Genomic DNA, 17,805 nt, shown 5'->3' on the forward strand with positions numbered 1-17,805 from the left:
GGACAGGCCATGGCGCAGGAAGTACGCGGCGTGATCGCACCGGGCAAGGACGAGCCCGTGCGGATCGAGACGATCGTGGTGCCGGACCCGGGGCCCGGTGAGGCCGTCGTACGCGTCCAGGCCTGCGGCGTCTGCCACACCGATCTGCACTACAAGCAGGGCGGCATCTCCGACGACTTCCCCTTCCTGCTCGGCCACGAGGCCGCCGGCGTCGTGGAGTCGGTCGGCGAGGGCGTCACCGACGTCGCCCCCGGGGACTTCGTCATCCTCAACTGGCGCGCGGTGTGCGGGCAGTGCCGGGCCTGCCTGCGCGGCCGGCCCTGGTACTGCTTCGACACCCACAACGCCCGGCAGAAGATGACCCTCGCCGCGACCGGTCAGGAGCTGTCCCCGGCGCTCGGCATCGGTGCCTTCGCCGAGAAGACCCTCGTCGCGGCCGGCCAGTGCACCAAGGTCGACCCGGCCGTCTCCCCGGCGGTCGCGGGCCTGCTCGGCTGCGGGGTGATGGCCGGCATCGGCGCCGCCATCAACACCGGGAACGTCGGCCGCGGCGACTCGGTCGCCGTGATCGGCTGCGGCGGTGTCGGCGGCGCGGCCATCACCGGGTCGAACCTGGCCGGCGCGAGCCGGATCATCGCCGTCGACATCGACGACCGCAAACTGGAGACGGCGCGCTCCCTGGGCGCCACCCACACCGTCAACTCCAAGGAGACCGACCCCGTCGAGGCGGTCCGCGAGCTGACCGGGGGCTTCGGCGCCGACGTCGTCATCGAGGCCGTCGGCCGGCCCGAGACCTACCGGCAGGCGTTCTACGCCCGCGACCTCGCCGGCACCGTCGTCCTCGTCGGCGTCCCCACCCCGGACATGAAGCTGGAACTGCCCCTGCTGGACGTCTTCGGCCGCGGCGGCGCCCTGAAGTCGAGCTGGTACGGCGACTGCCTGCCCAGCCGCGACTTCCCCATGCTGATCGACCTGCACCTGCAAGGCCGCCTGCCGCTCGACGCGTTCGTCACCGAGACCATCGAACTCGACCAGGTGGAGCAGGCGTTCGAGCGGATGCACCACGGCGACGTGCTGCGCTCGGTGGTGGTGCTGTGATGACCGCCCGCATCGAACGCCTCGTCACCAGCGGCCAGTTCACCCTGGACGGCGGCACCTGGGACGTGGAGAACAACGTGTGGCTCGTCGGTGACGACCGGGAGGTGATCGTCATCGACGCCGCCCACGACGCCGAGGCCATCGCCCACGCCGTCGGCGACCGGCGCCTGACCGCCATCGTGTGCACCCACGCCCACAACGACCACGTCAACGCGGCCCCGGCGCTCGCCGACCTGACCGGCGCCACGATCTGGCTGCACCCCGACGACCTGCCGCTGTGGAAGCAGACCCATCCGCACCGCGAACCCGACCGGCACCTCGTCGACGGCCAGGTCATCGAGACCGCCGGCGCCGACCTCACCGTCCTGCACACCCCCGGACACGCCCCGGGCGCCGTCTGCCTGTACGACCCCGGACTCGGCGCCGTGTTCACCGGCGACACCCTCTTCCAGGGCGGCCCGGGCGCCACCGGACGCTCGTTCTCGCACTTCCCGACCATCATCGACTCCATCCGCGACCGCCTCCTCGCCCTGCCGCCCGGGACCGAGGTCCTCACCGGGCACGGCGACGCCACCACCATCGGCGCGGAGGCCCCCCACCTCCAGGAGTGGATCGAGCGCGGGCACTGACCGCGGGTCCGTTTCCGAACACCGACAGAAGGTGTCCGGTTTTCCCGTGAGGGTGGGTGACGCAACCGCAACCACGACACACGGGAGACGGACATGACAGGACCGCTGGACGGCAAGGTGGCGCTGGTCGCCGGGGCGACCCGGGGCGCGGGCCGGGGCATCGCCGTGGAACTCGGCGCGGCCGGCGCCACCGTGTACGTCACCGGCCGCAGCACCCGCGCCCGCCGCTCCGAGTACGACCGCCCCGAGACCATCGAGGACACCGCCGACCTCGTCACCGAGGCCGGCGGCCGGGGCATCGCCGTGCCGGCCGACCACCTCGACCGGTCCGCCGTACGGCACCTGGTGGACCGGATCGCGGACGAACAGGGCCGCCTCGACGTCCTCGTCAACGACATCTGGGGCGGGGAGAAGCTGTTCGCGTGGGACACCCCCGTCTGGGAGCACGACCTCGACAACGGGCTGCGGCTGCTCCGCCTCGCGGTCGAGACCCACGCCGTCACCAGCCACTACGCGCTGCCGCTGCTGCTGCGCCGGCCCGGCGGCCTGGTCGTGGAGATGACCGACGGCACCGCCGAGTACAACCGCGACACCTATCGCGTGAACTTCTTCTACGACCTCGCCAAGGCGTCCGTGCTGCGCATGGCCTTCGCCCTCGGCCACGAGCTCGGGCCGCGCGGCGCGACGGCGGTGGCGCTGACGCCCGGCTGGATGCGCTCGGAGATCATGCTCGACGAGTACGGCGTGCGCGAGGAGAACTGGCGCGACGCGCTGGCGCGCGAACCCCACTTCGCCATCTCCGAGACCCCGCGCTTCACCGGCCGGGCCGTCGCCGCGCTGGCCGCCGACCCGGACGTGGCCCGGTTCAACGGGCAGTCCCTCTCCAGCGGCGGCCTGGCGAAGGTGTACGGCTACACCGACCTCGACGGCAGCCGCCCGGACGCCTGGCGCTACCTGACCGAGGTGCAGGAGCCGGGCAAGCCGGCGAACGTCACCGGCTACCGGTGACGCCCGGCTACCGGCTGATACCCGGTTGCCGGTGACGCCCGGACGGCCGGTGGCACCCGGCCGCCGGGCGATCCCCCGGGTGCCGGTCACCGGTCCCACGTCATCGCTGCGGGCCCGGAACCCCGCGATCCCGGCGACCCCGCCGGCACCACGAAACCCGGGACCGCACCGGTGAAACCGCGCCCGCGGGGACGTACCGTCGGCCCATGAGCAATCCAACCCGCTTTGCAGGACACGGAGTTCTCGTCACCGGGGCCGCCCGGGGGATCGGCGCCGCCGTCGCCCGGCGGCTCGCGGAGGAGGGCGGGCGGGTCCTGGTGACCGACCGGGACCCGGCCGAGGCCGAACGGACCGCGGCCGGCCTGCGTCAAGCGGGCCTGGACGCCGAGGCGTTCGGCTGCGACGTGGCCGACCGCGCCGCGGTGGAGGCGGCCGTGTCCCGCGCCGTCGCCGCCTTCGGCTCCCTCGACGTGCTCGTCAACTGCGCCGCCCACTGCAGCCCGGACGTCCCGTTGTACGAGGACGACCCCGACGAGGCCTGGGCGCGGGACCTGGACGTCACCCTCACCGGCACCCACCGCTGCTGCCGGGCCGCCCTGTCGCACCTCGCCGCCTCCGGACGCGGCGCGATCGTGAACATCGGCTCGGTCAACGGACTGCAGGACTTCGGCAACCACGCCTACAGCGCCGCCAAGGCCGGCCTCGGCTCGCTCACCCGGACCCTCGCCGGGCACGCGGCGCCCCGGGGCGTCCGGGTCAACCTCGTGGCGCCGGGCACGGTCCGCACCTCGGCATGGGAGGGACGCGAGGACGCCCTCGACGCCGTCCGCGCCGTGTACCCGCTGGGCCGGGTCGGCGAACCGGAGGACATCGCCGCCGCCGTCGCCTTCCTCGCCTCGCGCGACGCCGCCTGGATCACCGGGACCACACTGGTGGTCGACGGCGGCCTCACCGCCGTCCACACCGGCTTCCGCACGGCCGTCCGAGACGCCTGACGGCACGACGGGCGCAGGCCGCGGGCGCCCGCCGCACCACCCGCTCGGTGGCGCACCGGTCGCCGAAGGCGGCACGCCGCCCGGGCGCCGGGCCGCGCGGCACCCGGCGACCTCCGTGTGGTGCGCCCGGGGACGCCCGGGCCCCTCCGCTCCGCCGGAGGTACTCGCCGTGATCTCCCGTCGACCGGTCCACTTCGCCGTGAGTGGACCGGTAGAACTGGACCCGTGGACACAGGATTCGTCGCCGCGCTCGGCGACTGGCGCGGCCGGCCCGGTCCGCTCGCCCGCGCCCTGGCCGCCGCGGTGAGGGACGCCGTGGTCGACGGCCGGCTCCCGGCCGGCACCCGGCTGCCGGCGGAACGCGAACTGGCCCGCACCCTGCGGCTGAGCCGGGGCACGGTGGTCGCCGCGCTCGGCCAGCTGCGCGCCGACGGCTGGCTGCGCACCCGGCACGGCAGCGGCAGCGCCGTACGCCTGCCCGCCCGCCTCACCGAACGCACCGCGCCGTGGTCCCTCGACCGGGGCGGTGCCCCCGGCGCCGACCTCGACCTCACGCTCGCCGTGACCGCGGCGCCCCACGACGCCTACCGCGCCGCCCTCGCCCGCGCCGCCGAGCTGACCGCGCCCCTGCTCGTGGACTCCGGCGTCGCCACCGCCGGCCTGCCCCGGCTGCGCACGCTGCTGGCCGATCGCTACACCCGTGCCGGACTCGCCACCCGCCCCGAGCAGATCCTGGTCACCACCGGCGCCCAGGCCGCGCTCACCCTGCTCCTGGACCATCTGCACACCGACCGCTCCGCGCCCGTGTTGGTGGAGAACCCCGCCTCTCCCGGCGCCCTCGCCGTGCTGCGCGCCCGCCGCGCCCCGCTGCTGCCCGTCCCCGTCTCCGCCGCGGACGGCTGGGACGTCGCCCGCCTCACCGCCGTCGTGCGCCGCCACCGCCCCCGACTCGCGTACCTGGTCCCCGACTTCCACAACCCGACCGGCGCCCACATGGACCCCGCCGCCCGCCGGAGCGTCGCCGCGCTCGCCGGCCGCCACGGCCTGACCGTCCTCGCCGACGAGTCCCTGCGCGAGATGGACCTGCGAACTCCGCCCGGCGCCGAGCCGCACCTCGCCGGGGCGCGGGTGATCCAGATCGGCTCCGTGAGCAAGACCCTGTGGAGCGGCCTCAGGGTCGGCTGGATCCGGGCCACCGCGGGCCTCGTGCGGGACCTGCTGCTGCGTCCGCTCCAGGCCCGGCTCGCCCCGCCGCCCCTGGAGCAGCTCATCACCGCCGAACTCCTCGGCGCACCGCTCCCGGCGCTGCTCGCCGACCGCCGGGCCAGGCTGCGCGCCCAGCGCGACCACCTCGCCGGGCTGCTCGCCGGCACCGGCTGGACGTACACCGTCCCGGCGGGCGGACTGAGCCTGTGGGTGTGCCTGGGCGGCGCCGGGCCGCGCGCCGCCGACCTCGCGGCGAGGGCGGCCGCACGCGGCCTGGCGCTCGGCCCGGGCCCCCGTTTCGCCGCCGACCGCGCCACCCTGGGCTGCCACCTCCGGCTGCCGTTCACGGCCACGCCGGAGACCCTGACCCGGGCGGTCGAGCTGCTCAGGGCGTGCGATACGGTCTGAACTTCACCGTTTCGTCACAACCTGACCGGAACCACAACCATGCCCTCCCCGGCCGGGTCTAGTAGTCCGACACCGCGGGAATCGCGCTGGGGAGAGCCCGGGAGGACCGGGCGAACCATCAGGGAACCGGAAGGAGACAGGCCGCCATGGGGGGCATACGCACACGAGGCGTCATAGCGCTGGGCGTGACGGGACTGGTGACGCCGCTCGCGCTCGCCTTCACCGCGGCACCGGCCCAGGCCGCGAGCTGCACCACGAGCACCGGGCCGTACCAGAAGCAGGTGGAGAAGTTCCTGGGCCGGCCGGTCGACGGCAGGCAGTCCGCCGCCGACTGCACGGCGATCCGGGCATTCCAGAACAAGCACGGCATCACTCCCAGCATCGGCTACGCCGGTTCGGTCACCTGGGGCGTGATGGACCTGATGAACAAGCAGAAGGCCGTCGGGAAGAAGCCGAACAAGGACGGCAAGTGCCCGGTGAACAAGGGCCGGATCGCCTGTGTGAACCTCACGCTCCAGCTCAGCTGGATCCAGGACGGCAAGAAGCTGGTCTACGGCCCCGTGCCGGTGCGCACCGGCCGTGACCACTACGAGACGCGCACCGGCCTGAAGAAGATCTACTGGCGGGACATCGACCACGTCTCGAACCTCTACGACGTGCCGATGCCCTACAGCCAGTTCTTCGACGGCGGCCAGGCCTTCCACTCGGTGGGCCTGAGCATGTGGAACCCGCCGGGCTCGCACGGCTGCGTCAACATGACGAAGACGGTCGCCAAGAAGTACTGGTCGCTGCTGAGGAACGGCGACGACGTCTTCGTCTACGGCCGCAAGCCGGGCACCTGAGTCCCGGCCCGATCCCGTCAGGACACGGGGGCGTCCCCGAAGTCCGGGATGTCCAGCCGCGCCCCGCCCTGCCGTGCCGACTCGTGCGCGACGATGCCCGGCAGGGTGTAGCGGGCGGCCACCCACGCGTTCACCGGCGGCAGGGTGCGCCGGGTCACGGCGGTGACGAAGTCGTCCACCAGGAAGTGGTGGCTGCCCTCGTGCCCGTTGGCCAGGCGGTCGAACTCACGGGGCAGCCGGGACCGGTCGTGCACCGGCGCCGAGCCCGCGGCAGCGGGGCCCGGCTTCGGCTCCAGCAGCTCGGTGATGTCCTCGACGCCGTCGCGGTCCTGCCACAGGGCCACCGTGGCGAGCTGTTCCATGCTGGCCTCCGTCCCGAAGAACCGGAACCGGGACTCGCGCAGGTGCGCGGGGTAGCCGACCCGCCGGAACTCGTTGGTGCGGAACGATCCGCCGCCCGCCACCTCGAACAGCGCGGTGGCGTTGGACACGTCGTTGTCGAACATGCTGACCGAGCGGTCGAAGACGCCGTCGTCACGGTCGTCGCGGACGCCGATCGCCGACACGCTCACCGCGTGCGTCCGCCAGGCCCCGAGCACCCCGCCCACCGAGTGCGTCGGGTACAGCAGCGGCGGATAGCTGGCGGTCGCCCGCCAGTTCTCGCCGCCGCTGTAGCGGTAGGCGTCGTAGAAGCCCAGGTCCATGTCGTGGACGTAGTCGCCCTCGGCGTAGAACAGCCGGCCGAAGGCGCCCTCGGCGATCCGGGCGCGGGCGTGCACGGTCGCCGGGTGGTAGTGGCTGGTCTCGCCCATCATGTACGTCAGCCCGGTGGCGCGGACCGTGGCGACGATCGCGGCGACCTCCTCGGCGGTGACCGCCATGGGGACGGCCGAGTACACGTGCTTGCCCGCGTTCAGGCCCTGCATGACCAGGGGGCCGTGGGTCCAGCGCTGGGTGAAGATGGCGACGGCGTCGACGAGCGGTGACTCCAGCATCGCCGTGTACGACGGGAAGGTGCCCGCGAGGCCCCGCGCGGCGACGAGGCGCTCGGCGCGCTCGGGCAGGACGTCCGTGACATGGACGTCCCGTACGCCGGGGTGGGCGTCGAAGAGCGCGGCGAACTGGCCGGAGAACTGTCCTGCGCCGACGATGCCGAGGGAGAAAGTCATATGGATCACTTTCGCGACGAGGAAATTCACGCGTCAAGGGCGCACTCGGTCACCCCTCGGATCGCGCGGGGCGCCGTCCCGAACGCATTCCCGCCGGCGGCCGGCACAGTGACGTGATGAGCAACACGGTCCGAAATGTCCGTATGGCGCGTACTTACTCACAGCGCCTTCACCTCGGTCGGCATATGCTTCACAGCATGTCCACCACTGTTGCAGCCGCCTCCGAGCGATCGGCCGCGGAGGTCAACGAGGAGATCCGGGCGCTGTGGCGCCGGTCGGGCGGGACACTGACCACCGAGCAGCGCGCGCAGTACCAGCGCCTCGTGATGGAGTGGGCCGCCGCGGCCCCGCGAGCGCGCCGGGCCGCCTGACCGACCCGCGCGGCACCGTGCCGTACCGCCGAGGGCACCCGTGACGCCACGGGTGCCCTTTTCCGTCACAGCCCCGCCGTCCGGTCAGCCCCAGGTCGCCGAGTAGTCCCGCCGGTACGCCCGGCGCTCCCGCTCGGTCCGCAGATACCGGGTCGCCGCCAGCGCGACCAGACTGCCCGCGACGACCAGCAGCCCCGGCCCGGCGTTCCGGGCGTCCAGCAGGCGGTCCGCAAGGGTAGGGCCCGTCACCGGCGCGGCCGGGGCGGGAGCCGTCGCGCCGCCCGCGGGGGGCGCGGACCCCGCCCGGGCGCCGCCCGCGCCCCCCGCCGGTGTGACCAGCCGGACCCCGAGCGCCGACAGCGCCTTGGTCACCGGCTGGAAGAACGTCGTCCCGCCCGTCCTGCAGTCGCCGTTGCCGCCCGAGGTGACACCGAGCGCGGCACCGTCGGCGAACAGCGGGCCGCCGCTGTCGCCCGGTTCGGCGCACACCGTGGTCTCGACGAGCCCGGTGACCGTCCCCTGCGGGTAGTTGACGGTCGCGTCCAGCGCGGTGACCCGGCCCTCGCGCAGTCCGCTGGTGCTGCCGCTGCGGAACACCCGCTGCCCGACGGCCGGATCGGCGGCCCCGGTGATCCGCACGCCCTTGCCGCCGCCGACCGCGACCACGTCGGCGCCCGCACCCGCCGTGCCGCCGGCATACCGCACGAGCGAGAAGTCGCTGCCCGGGAAGGCGCTGTGCACGGTGGTGCCGAGGGGCGCGCCGCCCGGGTCGCCGGCGAACCAGGCGGCCCCGGCGGGCCCGCAGTGCCCGGCCGTGAGGATGAAGTCGGACCGGCCGTCGGTGACGTTGAACCCCGCCGAGCAGCGCCCGCCGGCCGACAGGATCGGCCGGGCGCCGTTCAGCCGGGTGGTGAAGGCGCCCTTCGTCCGTTCCATGTGCACGAATCCGCCGATCCGCCGGCCGACCCCGGTCAGCCGGGACCAGTCGGCGGCGGACACCGTACGGTCGGCACGCACCACGACGCGATTGGTCCGGTAGTCCACCGCCCACGCCGTGCCCGGCACCCGCGGTGCCGAACGCAGGCGCGCCGTCGCCGACTCCAGCTCGTCCGTGCTGTGCGCGACGGTCTTCGCCGCGGCCCCGGCCCGCCGCACCGCCCGCGCCGCCGCCCCGTCGGTCACCGCGACGACCGCGCGCCCGTCGGCACCGGTCCAGCTGCCCGCCGTACGGGCGGTGCCGAGCCGCGCCACCAGCGCCGCACCGGCGTCGCCGGGCCGCCCGGAGGCGGTGGGCGGGGGCTCGCTCGCCCCGGCGGCCCGCGCGACCATCGCACCGCCCAGGAGGAGTCCGCCGACCGCCGCCAGGCGTGTCACCCGTCGGACGACCCGTCGTCGTGCGTGCCGCATGCAAGGCTCCCGTGGCCGGACCCGCGGCGCCCGTGCGGCACCGCGGGGCCCCCGGCCGGCCGGGGGCCCTCCCTCGATACGGCGCCCGGGGCGGCGGTGTTCAGCGGGCCGCCGTGCTCCGGGCCCGCGGGCCGCCCCGCCGCACGTCGAGGCCCGGGGTCCGCGCGGCGTGTTCCCCGGTGGACGGTCCGGGACGCCGGCGCGGCGGCGCCGTCGGTGGCCGCCGGGCCGCCGGTCGCGTGGGCCGGCTCCCGGGTGACCGGGATGCCCGACGGGGGACGCGCCCCGCGGGAGGCGACCTGGGCGCCCCGCCCGATCCTCGCCGTCTGGACCCCGGACCCGGCGGGCGGGAGACTGCGGACATGGACGCCACACGACTCGCCCGGCTCGGCGCCGGCCCCTACCTGCTGCTGACCACCTACCGCAAGAACGGCACCCCCGTCGCCACCCCGGTGTGGGTGGTCCGTGACGGGGACGCCCTCGGTGTGTGGACCGCCGCCGGAAGCGGGAAGGTCAAGCGGATCCGGCGCCGCCCGGACGTCCTCGTCGGCCCCTGCGACCGGCGCGGCAACCCCACCGGCGACCAACTGCCCGCCACCGCCCGGATCGCCGACGCGGACACCACCGCCCGCTACCGGCGCCTGATCGCCGGCAAGTACGGCGTCCTCGGCCGCCTCACCCTGCTCGGCAGCCGGCTGCGGCGCGGCCTGGACGGCACGGTCGGCATCCGGGTGACCCCCGGCCCGTGAGGGCCACCCGGGCGGCGGCGTCCTACGACGCGTCGAGCACCGTGCCCGTCGCCTCCAGGCCGCCGGCCCGCGGCGTGCCGGTGTCCGGGTCGAGCTGCCGGAACCGCACCGACTCGGCGGGCTCCCGGATCCCGTCCGGGGCCGTGGGCACGGTGAGGTCCACGCTGGTGCGGCCCGCCGGGATGTCCGCCCACAGCGAGAGCCCGGCCACCTTCGACAGCGGCCGCTCGGGGTCGGGCTTCTCCCCGGTCTCCTCCCGCAGCCAGCGCGCCGGGACGTCCTTGGTGGACAGTTCCGGGGCGGTGGCCGGCGCGACTCCGAACCAGACGCTCATGTCCACGTCCACCGGCTCCGACAGCGACACCCGCCACTTCAGCGGCTGCCCCTCGGTCACCTTGGCGGCCACGGGGGTGAGGGTCGTCGTGGGCGCCGGGTCGTCGTCGCGCACGGTGAGCCCGCCGCGGTAGGAGCCGACGACCGCGCCGTGCACCGCCTTGACCAGCACGTCATGGGACACATCGGCGCCGTACCGCGTGTTGCCCCGCACCTCGACCGGCACATCGGCTCCCTGGCCGCCCGGACGCACCGTCACCAGCCGGTCCGTGGCCCGCCCGGTGCCCGGGTCGACCACGTACACCCGGACCTGGCCGCTGCCGCCCGGGCCCGTCACCCGCACCGGGACCCGGTAGGTGCGCGTGCCCGTGTCCCCCTCGTCCACGGTCGTCCGGCCGACGTCCACGCGCGGCAGCGCCTGTGTGCGCACCGCGGGCGTCCCGGGCCGCCAGCCCCACGCGTCCATCAGCCAGGCCCGTCCGGAGGCCGAACGCGACGTCAGCTCAAGGGACTTGACCGAACCGAGCTTCAGTCCGGCACGGCCGGCTGCCGACAGCGGCACCCGCACCTCGCGTGCCCAGTAGGAGGCGGTCCGCGCGCTGCCGGGCAGCCCGTCCAGCGTGACCCGGCCGAGTTTCGCCTTCTTGCCGGAGGCGTCGGTCAGGGTCACGTCCAGCCGGGTGTCCCGCGTGTTCGGCGGTACGAACACCCGCAGCGCCAGCGCCGTCGACCCCGACAGCGAAACCGGCTTCCCCGGCGTCACCCGGGCCGGGGCGCCGGCCCGGGTCCAGCGCAGCGCGACCGCCTGCCGGCCGGTCTCCCGGTCGGTCTCCCACCGGGCGAAGTGCGGCGAGGCCCCCTGGGTGCCCGCGGCCAGGCAGCTGCGGGCCGGGCTCGGGTCCACCGCGGCGCACAGCGTGCCGCCGGTCACCGACACCCCGCCGTCCGGCAGGAACCCGCCGCGGCGGCCGGCACCCACCGCATGGCTCAGCACCCGCGCCGGGTCCGCCGACGGCGCCCGCCTGCCGGAGCCGTCCAGCAGCGGCCGCACCCGGTCGTCGCCGGCGAGGAACAGCCGTGCGGCGGCGGCGATGTACGTGCTGCCGGCCCGGTGCTGCCGGTCGGCGGACAGCCGGGTCGCGGCCTTCTTGCCGCACACCGGGTCGGGGTGGCGCGGCTCGTCGAAGAAGTCGTCCTCGGCCGGCGCCGCGGCCTGGCCCGGCGTCCACTGCGTGTTGAAGAAGTTGTGGTTGGCGCCGATCATGTACACGGCGCTGTGCAGCGCGGTGCCGTTGCCGACCGCGCGCGTGCCGTCGACGTACACCTCGCCCTGGAGGTCGGAGACATCACCGTCGCAGCCCGGCAGGAGGGTCACCGACGGCACGTCCGGCACCGGGTTCTGGCCGAAGACGGTCGGACCGACGAGGACGGTGCCCCGGACGGTCCAGCGCACCGGCCCGTGATAGCCGTCCTGGGCGGCGGGCGGCGGCGTGAGGCTGTCCAGCACGGCCCGGTTGACGCCCTCGCCGCCCCGGGAGTGCCCGACCAGCAGCACCTTCGACAGATCGGCGCGGGGCGCCTCGCGGACCGCCTTCGGCGCGCTTTTGGGGTGCTCGGACCAGCCGGCCCAGCGGGCGAGGTGCTGCCGCACCAGCGACGAGCGGGCCTGCGCGCCGCCGTCCTCGGCCGCGTAGTCCTGCCCGTTGACGCCGTTGGCGGCGATGGACACGGTCACGTAGCCCTGGGAGGCGAGCAGTTCCTGGTCGCGCAGATAGCCGCGGTGGCTGGGTATCGGCTTGGTGCCGGCCGCGCAGGGCCAGTCCATGCCGACCTCCTCGCGCCCCTGGTAGCAGGTGGCGTGCCGGCCGTGCAGGAACAGCGCGAGGGGGCGCTTGCCGGCGGCGCCGACCGGTGCGACGACCACCGCGCGCATCTCCACCGGTGCCGGGAGGCCCGGCAGCCGCACCGGGTCCAGCGCGTACTCGCCGGTCCGGGTGCGGTAACCGCCGGGCTTGCCCGGGTCCACGGCGTTCGCCGGGAGCGGGGCGGGCGGCCGCGCCTCGGGCGCGGCACCGCGGGCTTCCGGCGCGCCGCCGCGCGCCGCCGGCGCGTCCAGCCGCCGCCCGCCGGACCAGACCTCCGGTCCGCCCGGCGGCGAGCCCTGCGGGACGCCCCGCAGCCGCGTCAACCGCCGCTCGTCGAGGGGCAGTCGGAAGGTGCGGCCGTCCGCATCCGGCCGCGGCACGCCCAACAGGCGGCCCCCGGACCGGAATTCGACCCGGGCGTCACCCATCGGCACCGGGCGCCGGGACCGCCACTCCAGTCGCGGCGCCGAGCCGCCCCCGGCCAGCCGCCACCCCGGCGGCAGCGGAGCCGTGTCACGCGCGGCCGACGTCCCCTGGGAGTCCACCGGTTGGGAGCGGGCGACCGCCGCTCCCGGGGAGATTCCGGCCACCGCGAGCAACGCGGCGGCCATCACCCCTATGTGCCGGGCACGGACCACTGTTCCTCCTCGAAACACCGATCTCGGACGTCCCGGTGGTCCCGGGGCGCCCCTCGCCCCGGAGGAGGGAAGGCGAAGGCTGTGGGTTGCCTGTGCGCGGCGGGTGATGGATCACATCGCGGTACGGGACGCCGTCCCGTCGCCGTGGGGCCGCCGAGGGGCCCGTACGGCGGTCAGGTCCAGGCCCGGTACTCGTCCGTCAGCTGGAAGACCGGTTCCCCGCGCACCGGGTCCTTCGCGGTGGACAGCCGGACCCGGTCGCCGCTGTGGATGCCGACCGGCGGGCCCATGACCCGGCCGCGCACGACGAACCCCTCGGTCATCTCCACCAGCGACACGTTGCGCGCCGCCGGGGTGTTGCGGTGCACCACGGTGGAGTGGCGGACCGTGCCGACCCCCTCGCTGCGCTCCGTGCGCAGTTCGCTGCCCTGGCACACCGGACACAGCAGCCGGTGGTACATCGCGGTGCCGCACCAGGTGCAGCGCTGGAAGAGGAGGGCGTCCCGGGAGTCGGCGGCGGGGTCGAGGACACCCGTCGCGGAACCGGCCGCCGACTGCGAGGTGCTTGCTGAGTGGTGGAACACTTGGTCAACTCCCTGCGCTCGGCCGGAATCCCGCGCGCCCGGGGGCGGACCGGGCACGCGTGGGCACGGTTGCCGTGCCACCGTGCACGCCGACAGGGTATGGCACTGAGTGTCACTCGTAAAGGCACTCCGTACCACTGAAATTCCCCCGGTCGTGCCCCCCGGCCCGCCGGACGGCCGGGTCAGGGACGGTCGAGGACCGTCTCCAGCTGCTGCACCACCCGCCACAGCGGGGCGTCCCGGCGGGACACCAGCACCACCACGTCCCCGTCCGGCCCCGCGTCCGTGCCGGACCCGGCCGGACCGCTCCACACGGCCGGGGGATCCGCCGGCCGCGCGTACGTCATCTGCACGTAGGCCAGCGCGTGGTCCACCGCCGCGCCCGCGTCGCCGACGCCGTCCGACCGCAGCCAGGAGCGCAGGGCGTTGTTGTGCGCCGCGACCACGGCGGCCGCGATCACGTCGGCGCGCAGCGTCCCGTCGGGCCGCCCCGCGAACCGCCCGCGCAGGTACTCGGCGAGCGCCCGCTCGTAGCGCCACACCACCGACAGTTCGTAGGCGCGCAGGCCCGGCACCCGGCGGGTGAGGCGGTAGCGCTGCACGGAGAAGGCCGGGTTCTCGGCGTACATCCGCAGCACCAGCCGGGCCGCGTCGCACACCCGCCGCACCGGCTCGTGCTCCGGGCCGCTCGCCGCGAGGAAGGCGGTCATCTCGGCCAGACAGCCCTCGTGGTCGGGGAAGACCACGTCCTCCTTGGAGGGGAAGTAGCGGAAGAACGAACGCCGGCCCACCCCGGCCAGGGCCACGATGTCGTCCACGGTGGTCTGTTCGTACCCGCGTTCCAGGAAGAGCCGGAAGGCCGCCGCCACCAGGGCGTCCCGGATCGGCGGCTTCGCGGCCGGCACCGCGCTGCTGGAGCTCATGGACGGGAACGTAGCACCCGGACGCGTCTTCTGGCACTCAGTGCAGTGCGAGTGGCGGATGAGGGTACTGAGTGTCGCGCCGTCGCTCGTCCAGGGCTGGGCGACGGGGACCGCGCCCTCCGGCGTAGCCTTTCCCCACCCCCCGCCGACACCGGCCCGCACCACCCCGAGGAGCACCCTTATGCCCGGCGCGCGCCCCCGCCTGCTCTACGTCACCGACCTGGCGTACCAGGCCCGCGGGCGACGCTACTGCGACGAGGACATCCTCCTGGCCTCCCGGCTGCGCGCCCACTTCGACCTGGCCCTGTGCCATCCGCTGGACGCGGCGGCCCTGATGGACGGCTTCGACGCCGTCGTCGTCCGCAACAGCGGCCCCGTCCTCGGCTACCAGCGGGAGTACGACGCCTTCCGCGCCCGGGCGCTCGCCGCGGGCACCCGCGTGTACAACCCGCTGACCGGGAAGGCGGACATGGCCGGCAAGCAGTACCTGCTCGACCTGACCGCCGCCGGCTTCCCCGTGATCCCGACCGTCGGCCGCGCCGAGGACCTGCCGCTGCTGCCGGCCGCCGAACGCTACGTGGTCAAGCCCAGGCTGGGCGCCGACTCCCTCGGCCTGCGGATCGTCCCCGCCGGGGAAGCGGCCGCCCCGGCCACCGGCGACGTCCTGATCCAGCCGCGCGTCGACTTCGCCTACGAGGTCTCCTTCTACTTCGTCGACGACGACTTCCAGTACGCCCTGTACGCCCCCGACCCGGCGCGCCGCTGGGAGCTGCGGCCGTACCCGGCCACCGCCGCCGACCTCCGGTTCGCGCGCCGGTTCATCGACTGGAACGCCCTCGGCTGCGGCATCCAGCGCGTCGACGCCTGCCGCGCGCCGGACGGCGGCCTGCTGCTGGTCGAACTGGAGGACCTCAACCCCTACCTGTCCCTGGACGCGCTGCCGGAACCCGACCGTGACCGCTTCGTCGCCGCGTTCACGGCGTCCCTGAGCCGCTTCGCGCACGCAGCGCACTAGCCCAGCGCGACCGTGACCGGCTGCCCGGCGCCCGCCGTGCCGGACAGGTCCCCGAACGTCAGCGTCAGCTCGGCCCCGGTGGCCGAGGAGACCAGGGCGGCCGGCGCGGACAGCACCGCGGTGACCGCCCGCCGCCAGGTCACCGTCAGGCTCGTGCGCGCGCGCATCGGGTCGCTCACCACGAGCACCGCCGTACCGTCGCCCTTCTCGACGGTCACCACGCAGCACGGATCGCTCGCGGTGAGCGCCCCGGCCGTTCCGCCGCACCAGAAGTTCACCCCGGTGAACCCGGCCGAGGGCACCGAGACGCCCTGCTGCCGGCTGGTGTTGGCGAGCACGTCCAGCCATCCGGCGTCCGCCGCCCGCGCCCGCGTGGCCTCCGCCGTCGCGCCCGGCAGCAGCACATAGGCGTACGAGGCGTCCACCGGGTCGGTGCCGTGGTCGACGTAGAGGGTGAGGTAGGTGCGGGTCAGGACCGTCGTCGAGCCGTCCTCGTCGATCAGGCTCCAGCTGCCGTCGCGGGCCTCGCGCAGCGCCCGCACACCCGCCCCGCCCGGGAACACGTACCCGCCGTGCCCGCCGAGGTGCGCCCACGCCGCCCCGGTGAGCGTCCGGGACCACGGCACGGCGGTGGGCTGCGCCGTGCCGTCCACCGTGAACGGGGCGTCACCCGCGGCACCGAGGCGCCGGTTGTCCACCGTCGTCTCCACGGCGGTGCCGTCGGAGCAGGTGATGCCCGCGCCCAGGCACACCACGGCGTCGTCCAGGAAGAACCACGACTTCCCGGCGCGCAGCGAGGACTGAAGACCCTTCAGACACTGGCCGGCCGCGGCCCGCTGCCCGTCCGTCGCCCCGCCCACCCAGCGCACGTCCGGCTTCGCGGCGCCCCAGTCGCCGCCCGCCCCGTCCGCCAGCGCCTTGCGGGAGACGGTCGTACCCGGCAGCCGGTACGGGTCGACGGTGGGCCAGAACGCGTCCCCGTACTGGTCGTTGGCGAACGTGTCTCCCCACCAGTAGAGCATTCCGGCACCGGTGTGCCAGCCGCGCAGGTTCTCGCCGTCGCCCGTCTCGTAGTGGCTGATCCTGCGGTCGGCCATGCTCAGCGAGGCCGCCCAGCCGGGCCGCCGGTGGGTGGCCCGGGCCATGCACGGGAACAGCCGGTGCCCGGTCGGCTCGGGCACCGCCGGTACCGACGCGTCGTCCTGGACGTCCTTCAGCCGGGCCAGCTGCGGCACGCTCAGCGTGGGGTCGGCGAGCGGCGGGCTGGTGCGGTCGCGCCGCGTCCAGCCCTTCACCAGGCCCCGCCAGCGCGCGTTCTCGGCCGGGCTCGCGCCCTGGCCCAGCAGCACGACCGAGGCCAGGAGCGCGTGCCCGCGGGTGTGGTCGTCCTGCTGGAGGCGGGCGCCCGCCGCACGCCCCCGGCTGATCGCCCGGCCCACGACACCGTCCATCACCAGCCCGTTGTACAGGAACGGTGCCCAGGCGCGCTCCACCGCGTCGAACAGGTTGCGCCGGTCCGGGTCCGCCACCTCCCAGGCGGAGCCCGCCAGCAGCGCGAACAGCAGGCCGAGCCCGCCGAGCAGCACCGCGCCGTAGGAGCCGGTGTACGGCACCGACCCGTGCTGGACGAAGGAGCCGTCGGCGTACAGGCCGTCGCCGGAGGTGACGTACCGGAAGACGGGGGAGAGGGCGTCCCGGGCCAGCGCCACCTTGCCGGGGCTCCCCCCGACCACCCCGCGCAGCGCCAGCACCCGGCACAGGTCCACCCGGTTGGCGCCGGTGCTGGTCCCGGTGTAGCCCGCCACGGCCGAGTCGGGCACGAAGTGGTCCACCGCGGCGAGGAAGCCGGCCAGGCGTGCGGCGGGCAGCGCGTCGTACAGCAGCACGCACAGGTCCAGCAGCGCCTGCGGGACGCCGATCCGCCAGGCGTACCAGTTGCCGTACGGGGCCCGGCCCGCGTGGTAGACGTCGTCGTGGAGATGGCCGAGCCCGGTGAGCAGCGCGTCGCGCAGGCGCGGGTCGCCGGTCAGGCCGGTGCCCGGCTGGCAGTAGGCCTGCGCGAGCGTGCCCAGCCGCGCGTAACTGGTGTTCAGGTGGGACGAGAGGGCGTCCGCGGCGGGGCCCGTGTCCGGCTCCCGGACGGCGTACCCCAGGTCGGGCCAGAGGGAGCCGGGTGCCGGGGCCATGGCGGCGAGGTACCGGCCGGCCGTGCCGCCGAGGCCGGCGAGCCGGGACCGGAAGGGTTCGGCGGCCGGGTCGAAGCCCTCGCCGAGGACCAGGGCGCGCCACCGCGCCCGCAGCGGCGCGAACTCGTCCGCCGCGGTGAGCGCACGGGTGGTGCCGAGGCCCAGTGCGACGGCGGTGCCGCAGCCGGCGGCGACGAACGCGCGGCGCGACCAAGGGCGTGACCAGCAAGACGTCATGAGGGGCCTTCTAGCACGAGGGCGACCGCCGCCGGGAGCGACACGCGTCGCCCGCCGGAGTCCCGCACCGGGCGCGGCGACGATTGAGGAACGGCACGCGGGGCACCGGAGCGGGAGCGACAGCCCACCGGGCGGCGCGGGG

The 17,805-nt window shown here is 75.3% G+C and carries 15 protein-coding genes; 9 read left to right on the plus strand and 6 right to left on the minus strand.

What is annotated here, in order from left to right; genetic code table 11:
- The first annotated feature begins 9 nt into the window (after positions 1-9).
- The 6 genes from ACZ63H_RS16655 to ACZ63H_RS16680 all read left to right on the plus strand — a co-directional run bounded on the left by ACZ63H_RS16655 (position 10) and on the right by ACZ63H_RS16680 (position 6,186).
- Positions 10-1,098 (plus strand): S-(hydroxymethyl)mycothiol dehydrogenase, encoded by a 1,089-nt coding sequence (locus ACZ63H_RS16655; protein WP_469865569.1) that lies wholly within the window; start codon positions 10-12, stop codon positions 1,096-1,098.
- A complete protein-coding gene (locus tag ACZ63H_RS16660; protein WP_469865571.1) occupies positions 1,098-1,727 on the plus strand; it encodes an MBL fold metallo-hydrolase in 630 nt (209 codons plus the stop codon). The genes ACZ63H_RS16655 and ACZ63H_RS16660 overlap by 1 nt, the downstream gene beginning before the upstream one ends.
- 93 nt (positions 1,728-1,820) lie before the next feature.
- A complete protein-coding gene (locus tag ACZ63H_RS16665) occupies positions 1,821-2,735 on the plus strand; it encodes an SDR family oxidoreductase (RefSeq protein WP_469865573.1) in 915 nt (304 codons plus the stop codon).
- Between the two features lie 206 nt (positions 2,736-2,941).
- Positions 2,942-3,730: an SDR family NAD(P)-dependent oxidoreductase gene (locus ACZ63H_RS16670; RefSeq protein WP_469865575.1), complete on the plus strand. Its 789-nt coding sequence runs from the start codon at positions 2,942-2,944 to the stop codon at positions 3,728-3,730.
- A gap of 225 nt (positions 3,731-3,955) precedes the next feature.
- Positions 3,956-5,344 (plus strand): aminotransferase-like domain-containing protein, encoded by a 1,389-nt coding sequence (locus ACZ63H_RS16675; RefSeq protein ID WP_469865577.1) that lies wholly within the window; start codon positions 3,956-3,958, stop codon positions 5,342-5,344.
- A gap of 146 nt (positions 5,345-5,490) precedes the next feature.
- The gene (locus ACZ63H_RS16680; RefSeq protein ID WP_469865579.1) at positions 5,491-6,186 is read left to right on the plus strand and encodes a L,D-transpeptidase family protein; all 696 of its coding nucleotides are present in this window, start codon (positions 5,491-5,493) and stop codon (positions 6,184-6,186) included.
- 17 nt (positions 6,187-6,203) lie between these two features.
- Here ACZ63H_RS16680 and ACZ63H_RS16685 read toward each other — a convergent pair whose 3' ends face one another.
- The gene (locus ACZ63H_RS16685) at positions 6,204-7,355 is read right to left on the minus strand and encodes a Gfo/Idh/MocA family protein (protein ID WP_469865581.1); all 1,152 of its coding nucleotides are present in this window, start codon (positions 7,353-7,355) and stop codon (positions 6,204-6,206) included.
- A 185-nt stretch (positions 7,356-7,540) separates the two neighbouring features.
- Between ACZ63H_RS16685 and ACZ63H_RS16690 the strand changes: the two genes are divergently transcribed.
- Complete coding sequence (locus ACZ63H_RS16690) at positions 7,541-7,726, plus strand: hypothetical protein (RefSeq protein ID WP_469865583.1); 186 nt, start codon at positions 7,541-7,543, stop codon at positions 7,724-7,726.
- Positions 7,727-7,810: 84 nt separating this feature from the next.
- On the opposite strand, the gene ACZ63H_RS16695 is transcribed toward ACZ63H_RS16690, so the two are convergent.
- Positions 7,811-9,133 carry a S1 family peptidase gene (locus ACZ63H_RS16695; RefSeq protein ID WP_469865585.1) on the minus strand — a complete coding sequence of 441 codons (1,323 nt, stop codon included), beginning with the start codon at positions 9,131-9,133 and terminating at the stop codon, positions 7,811-7,813.
- A 362-nt stretch (positions 9,134-9,495) separates the two neighbouring features.
- Between ACZ63H_RS16695 and ACZ63H_RS16700 the strand changes: the two genes are divergently transcribed.
- A complete protein-coding gene (locus ACZ63H_RS16700) occupies positions 9,496-9,882 on the plus strand; it encodes a PPOX class F420-dependent oxidoreductase (RefSeq protein ID WP_469865587.1) in 387 nt (128 codons plus the stop codon).
- 22 nt (positions 9,883-9,904) lie between these two features.
- Here ACZ63H_RS16700 and ACZ63H_RS16705 read toward each other — a convergent pair whose 3' ends face one another.
- The 3 genes from ACZ63H_RS16705 to ACZ63H_RS16715 all read right to left on the minus strand — a co-directional run bounded on the left by ACZ63H_RS16705 (position 9,905) and on the right by ACZ63H_RS16715 (position 14,225).
- A complete protein-coding gene (locus ACZ63H_RS16705) occupies positions 9,905-12,691 on the minus strand; it encodes a hypothetical protein (protein ID WP_469865589.1) in 2,787 nt (928 codons plus the stop codon).
- Between the two features lie 200 nt (positions 12,692-12,891).
- The gene (locus tag ACZ63H_RS16710) at positions 12,892-13,302 is read right to left on the minus strand and encodes a Zn-ribbon domain-containing OB-fold protein (protein ID WP_467937087.1); all 411 of its coding nucleotides are present in this window, start codon (positions 13,300-13,302) and stop codon (positions 12,892-12,894) included.
- Positions 13,303-13,484: 182 nt separating this feature from the next.
- On the minus strand, positions 13,485-14,225 hold the full coding sequence (locus ACZ63H_RS16715; RefSeq protein ID WP_469865591.1) for a TetR family transcriptional regulator: 741 nt from the start codon (positions 14,223-14,225) through the stop codon (positions 13,485-13,487).
- A 181-nt stretch (positions 14,226-14,406) separates the two neighbouring features.
- Here ACZ63H_RS16715 and ACZ63H_RS16720 point away from each other — a divergent pair, with 181 nt between their 5' ends.
- Complete coding sequence (locus ACZ63H_RS16720) at positions 14,407-15,240, plus strand: ATP-grasp domain-containing protein (protein WP_469865593.1); 834 nt, start codon at positions 14,407-14,409, stop codon at positions 15,238-15,240.
- On the opposite strand, the gene ACZ63H_RS16725 is transcribed toward ACZ63H_RS16720, so the two are convergent.
- On the minus strand, positions 15,237-17,663 hold the full coding sequence (locus tag ACZ63H_RS16725; protein WP_469865595.1) for a polysaccharide lyase 8 family protein: 2,427 nt from the start codon (positions 17,661-17,663) through the stop codon (positions 15,237-15,239). The genes ACZ63H_RS16720 and ACZ63H_RS16725 overlap by 4 nt on opposite strands.
- Between the last annotated feature and the right edge of the window lie 142 nt (positions 17,664-17,805).

The organism is Streptomyces sp. NPDC104831, assembly GCF_055583025.1.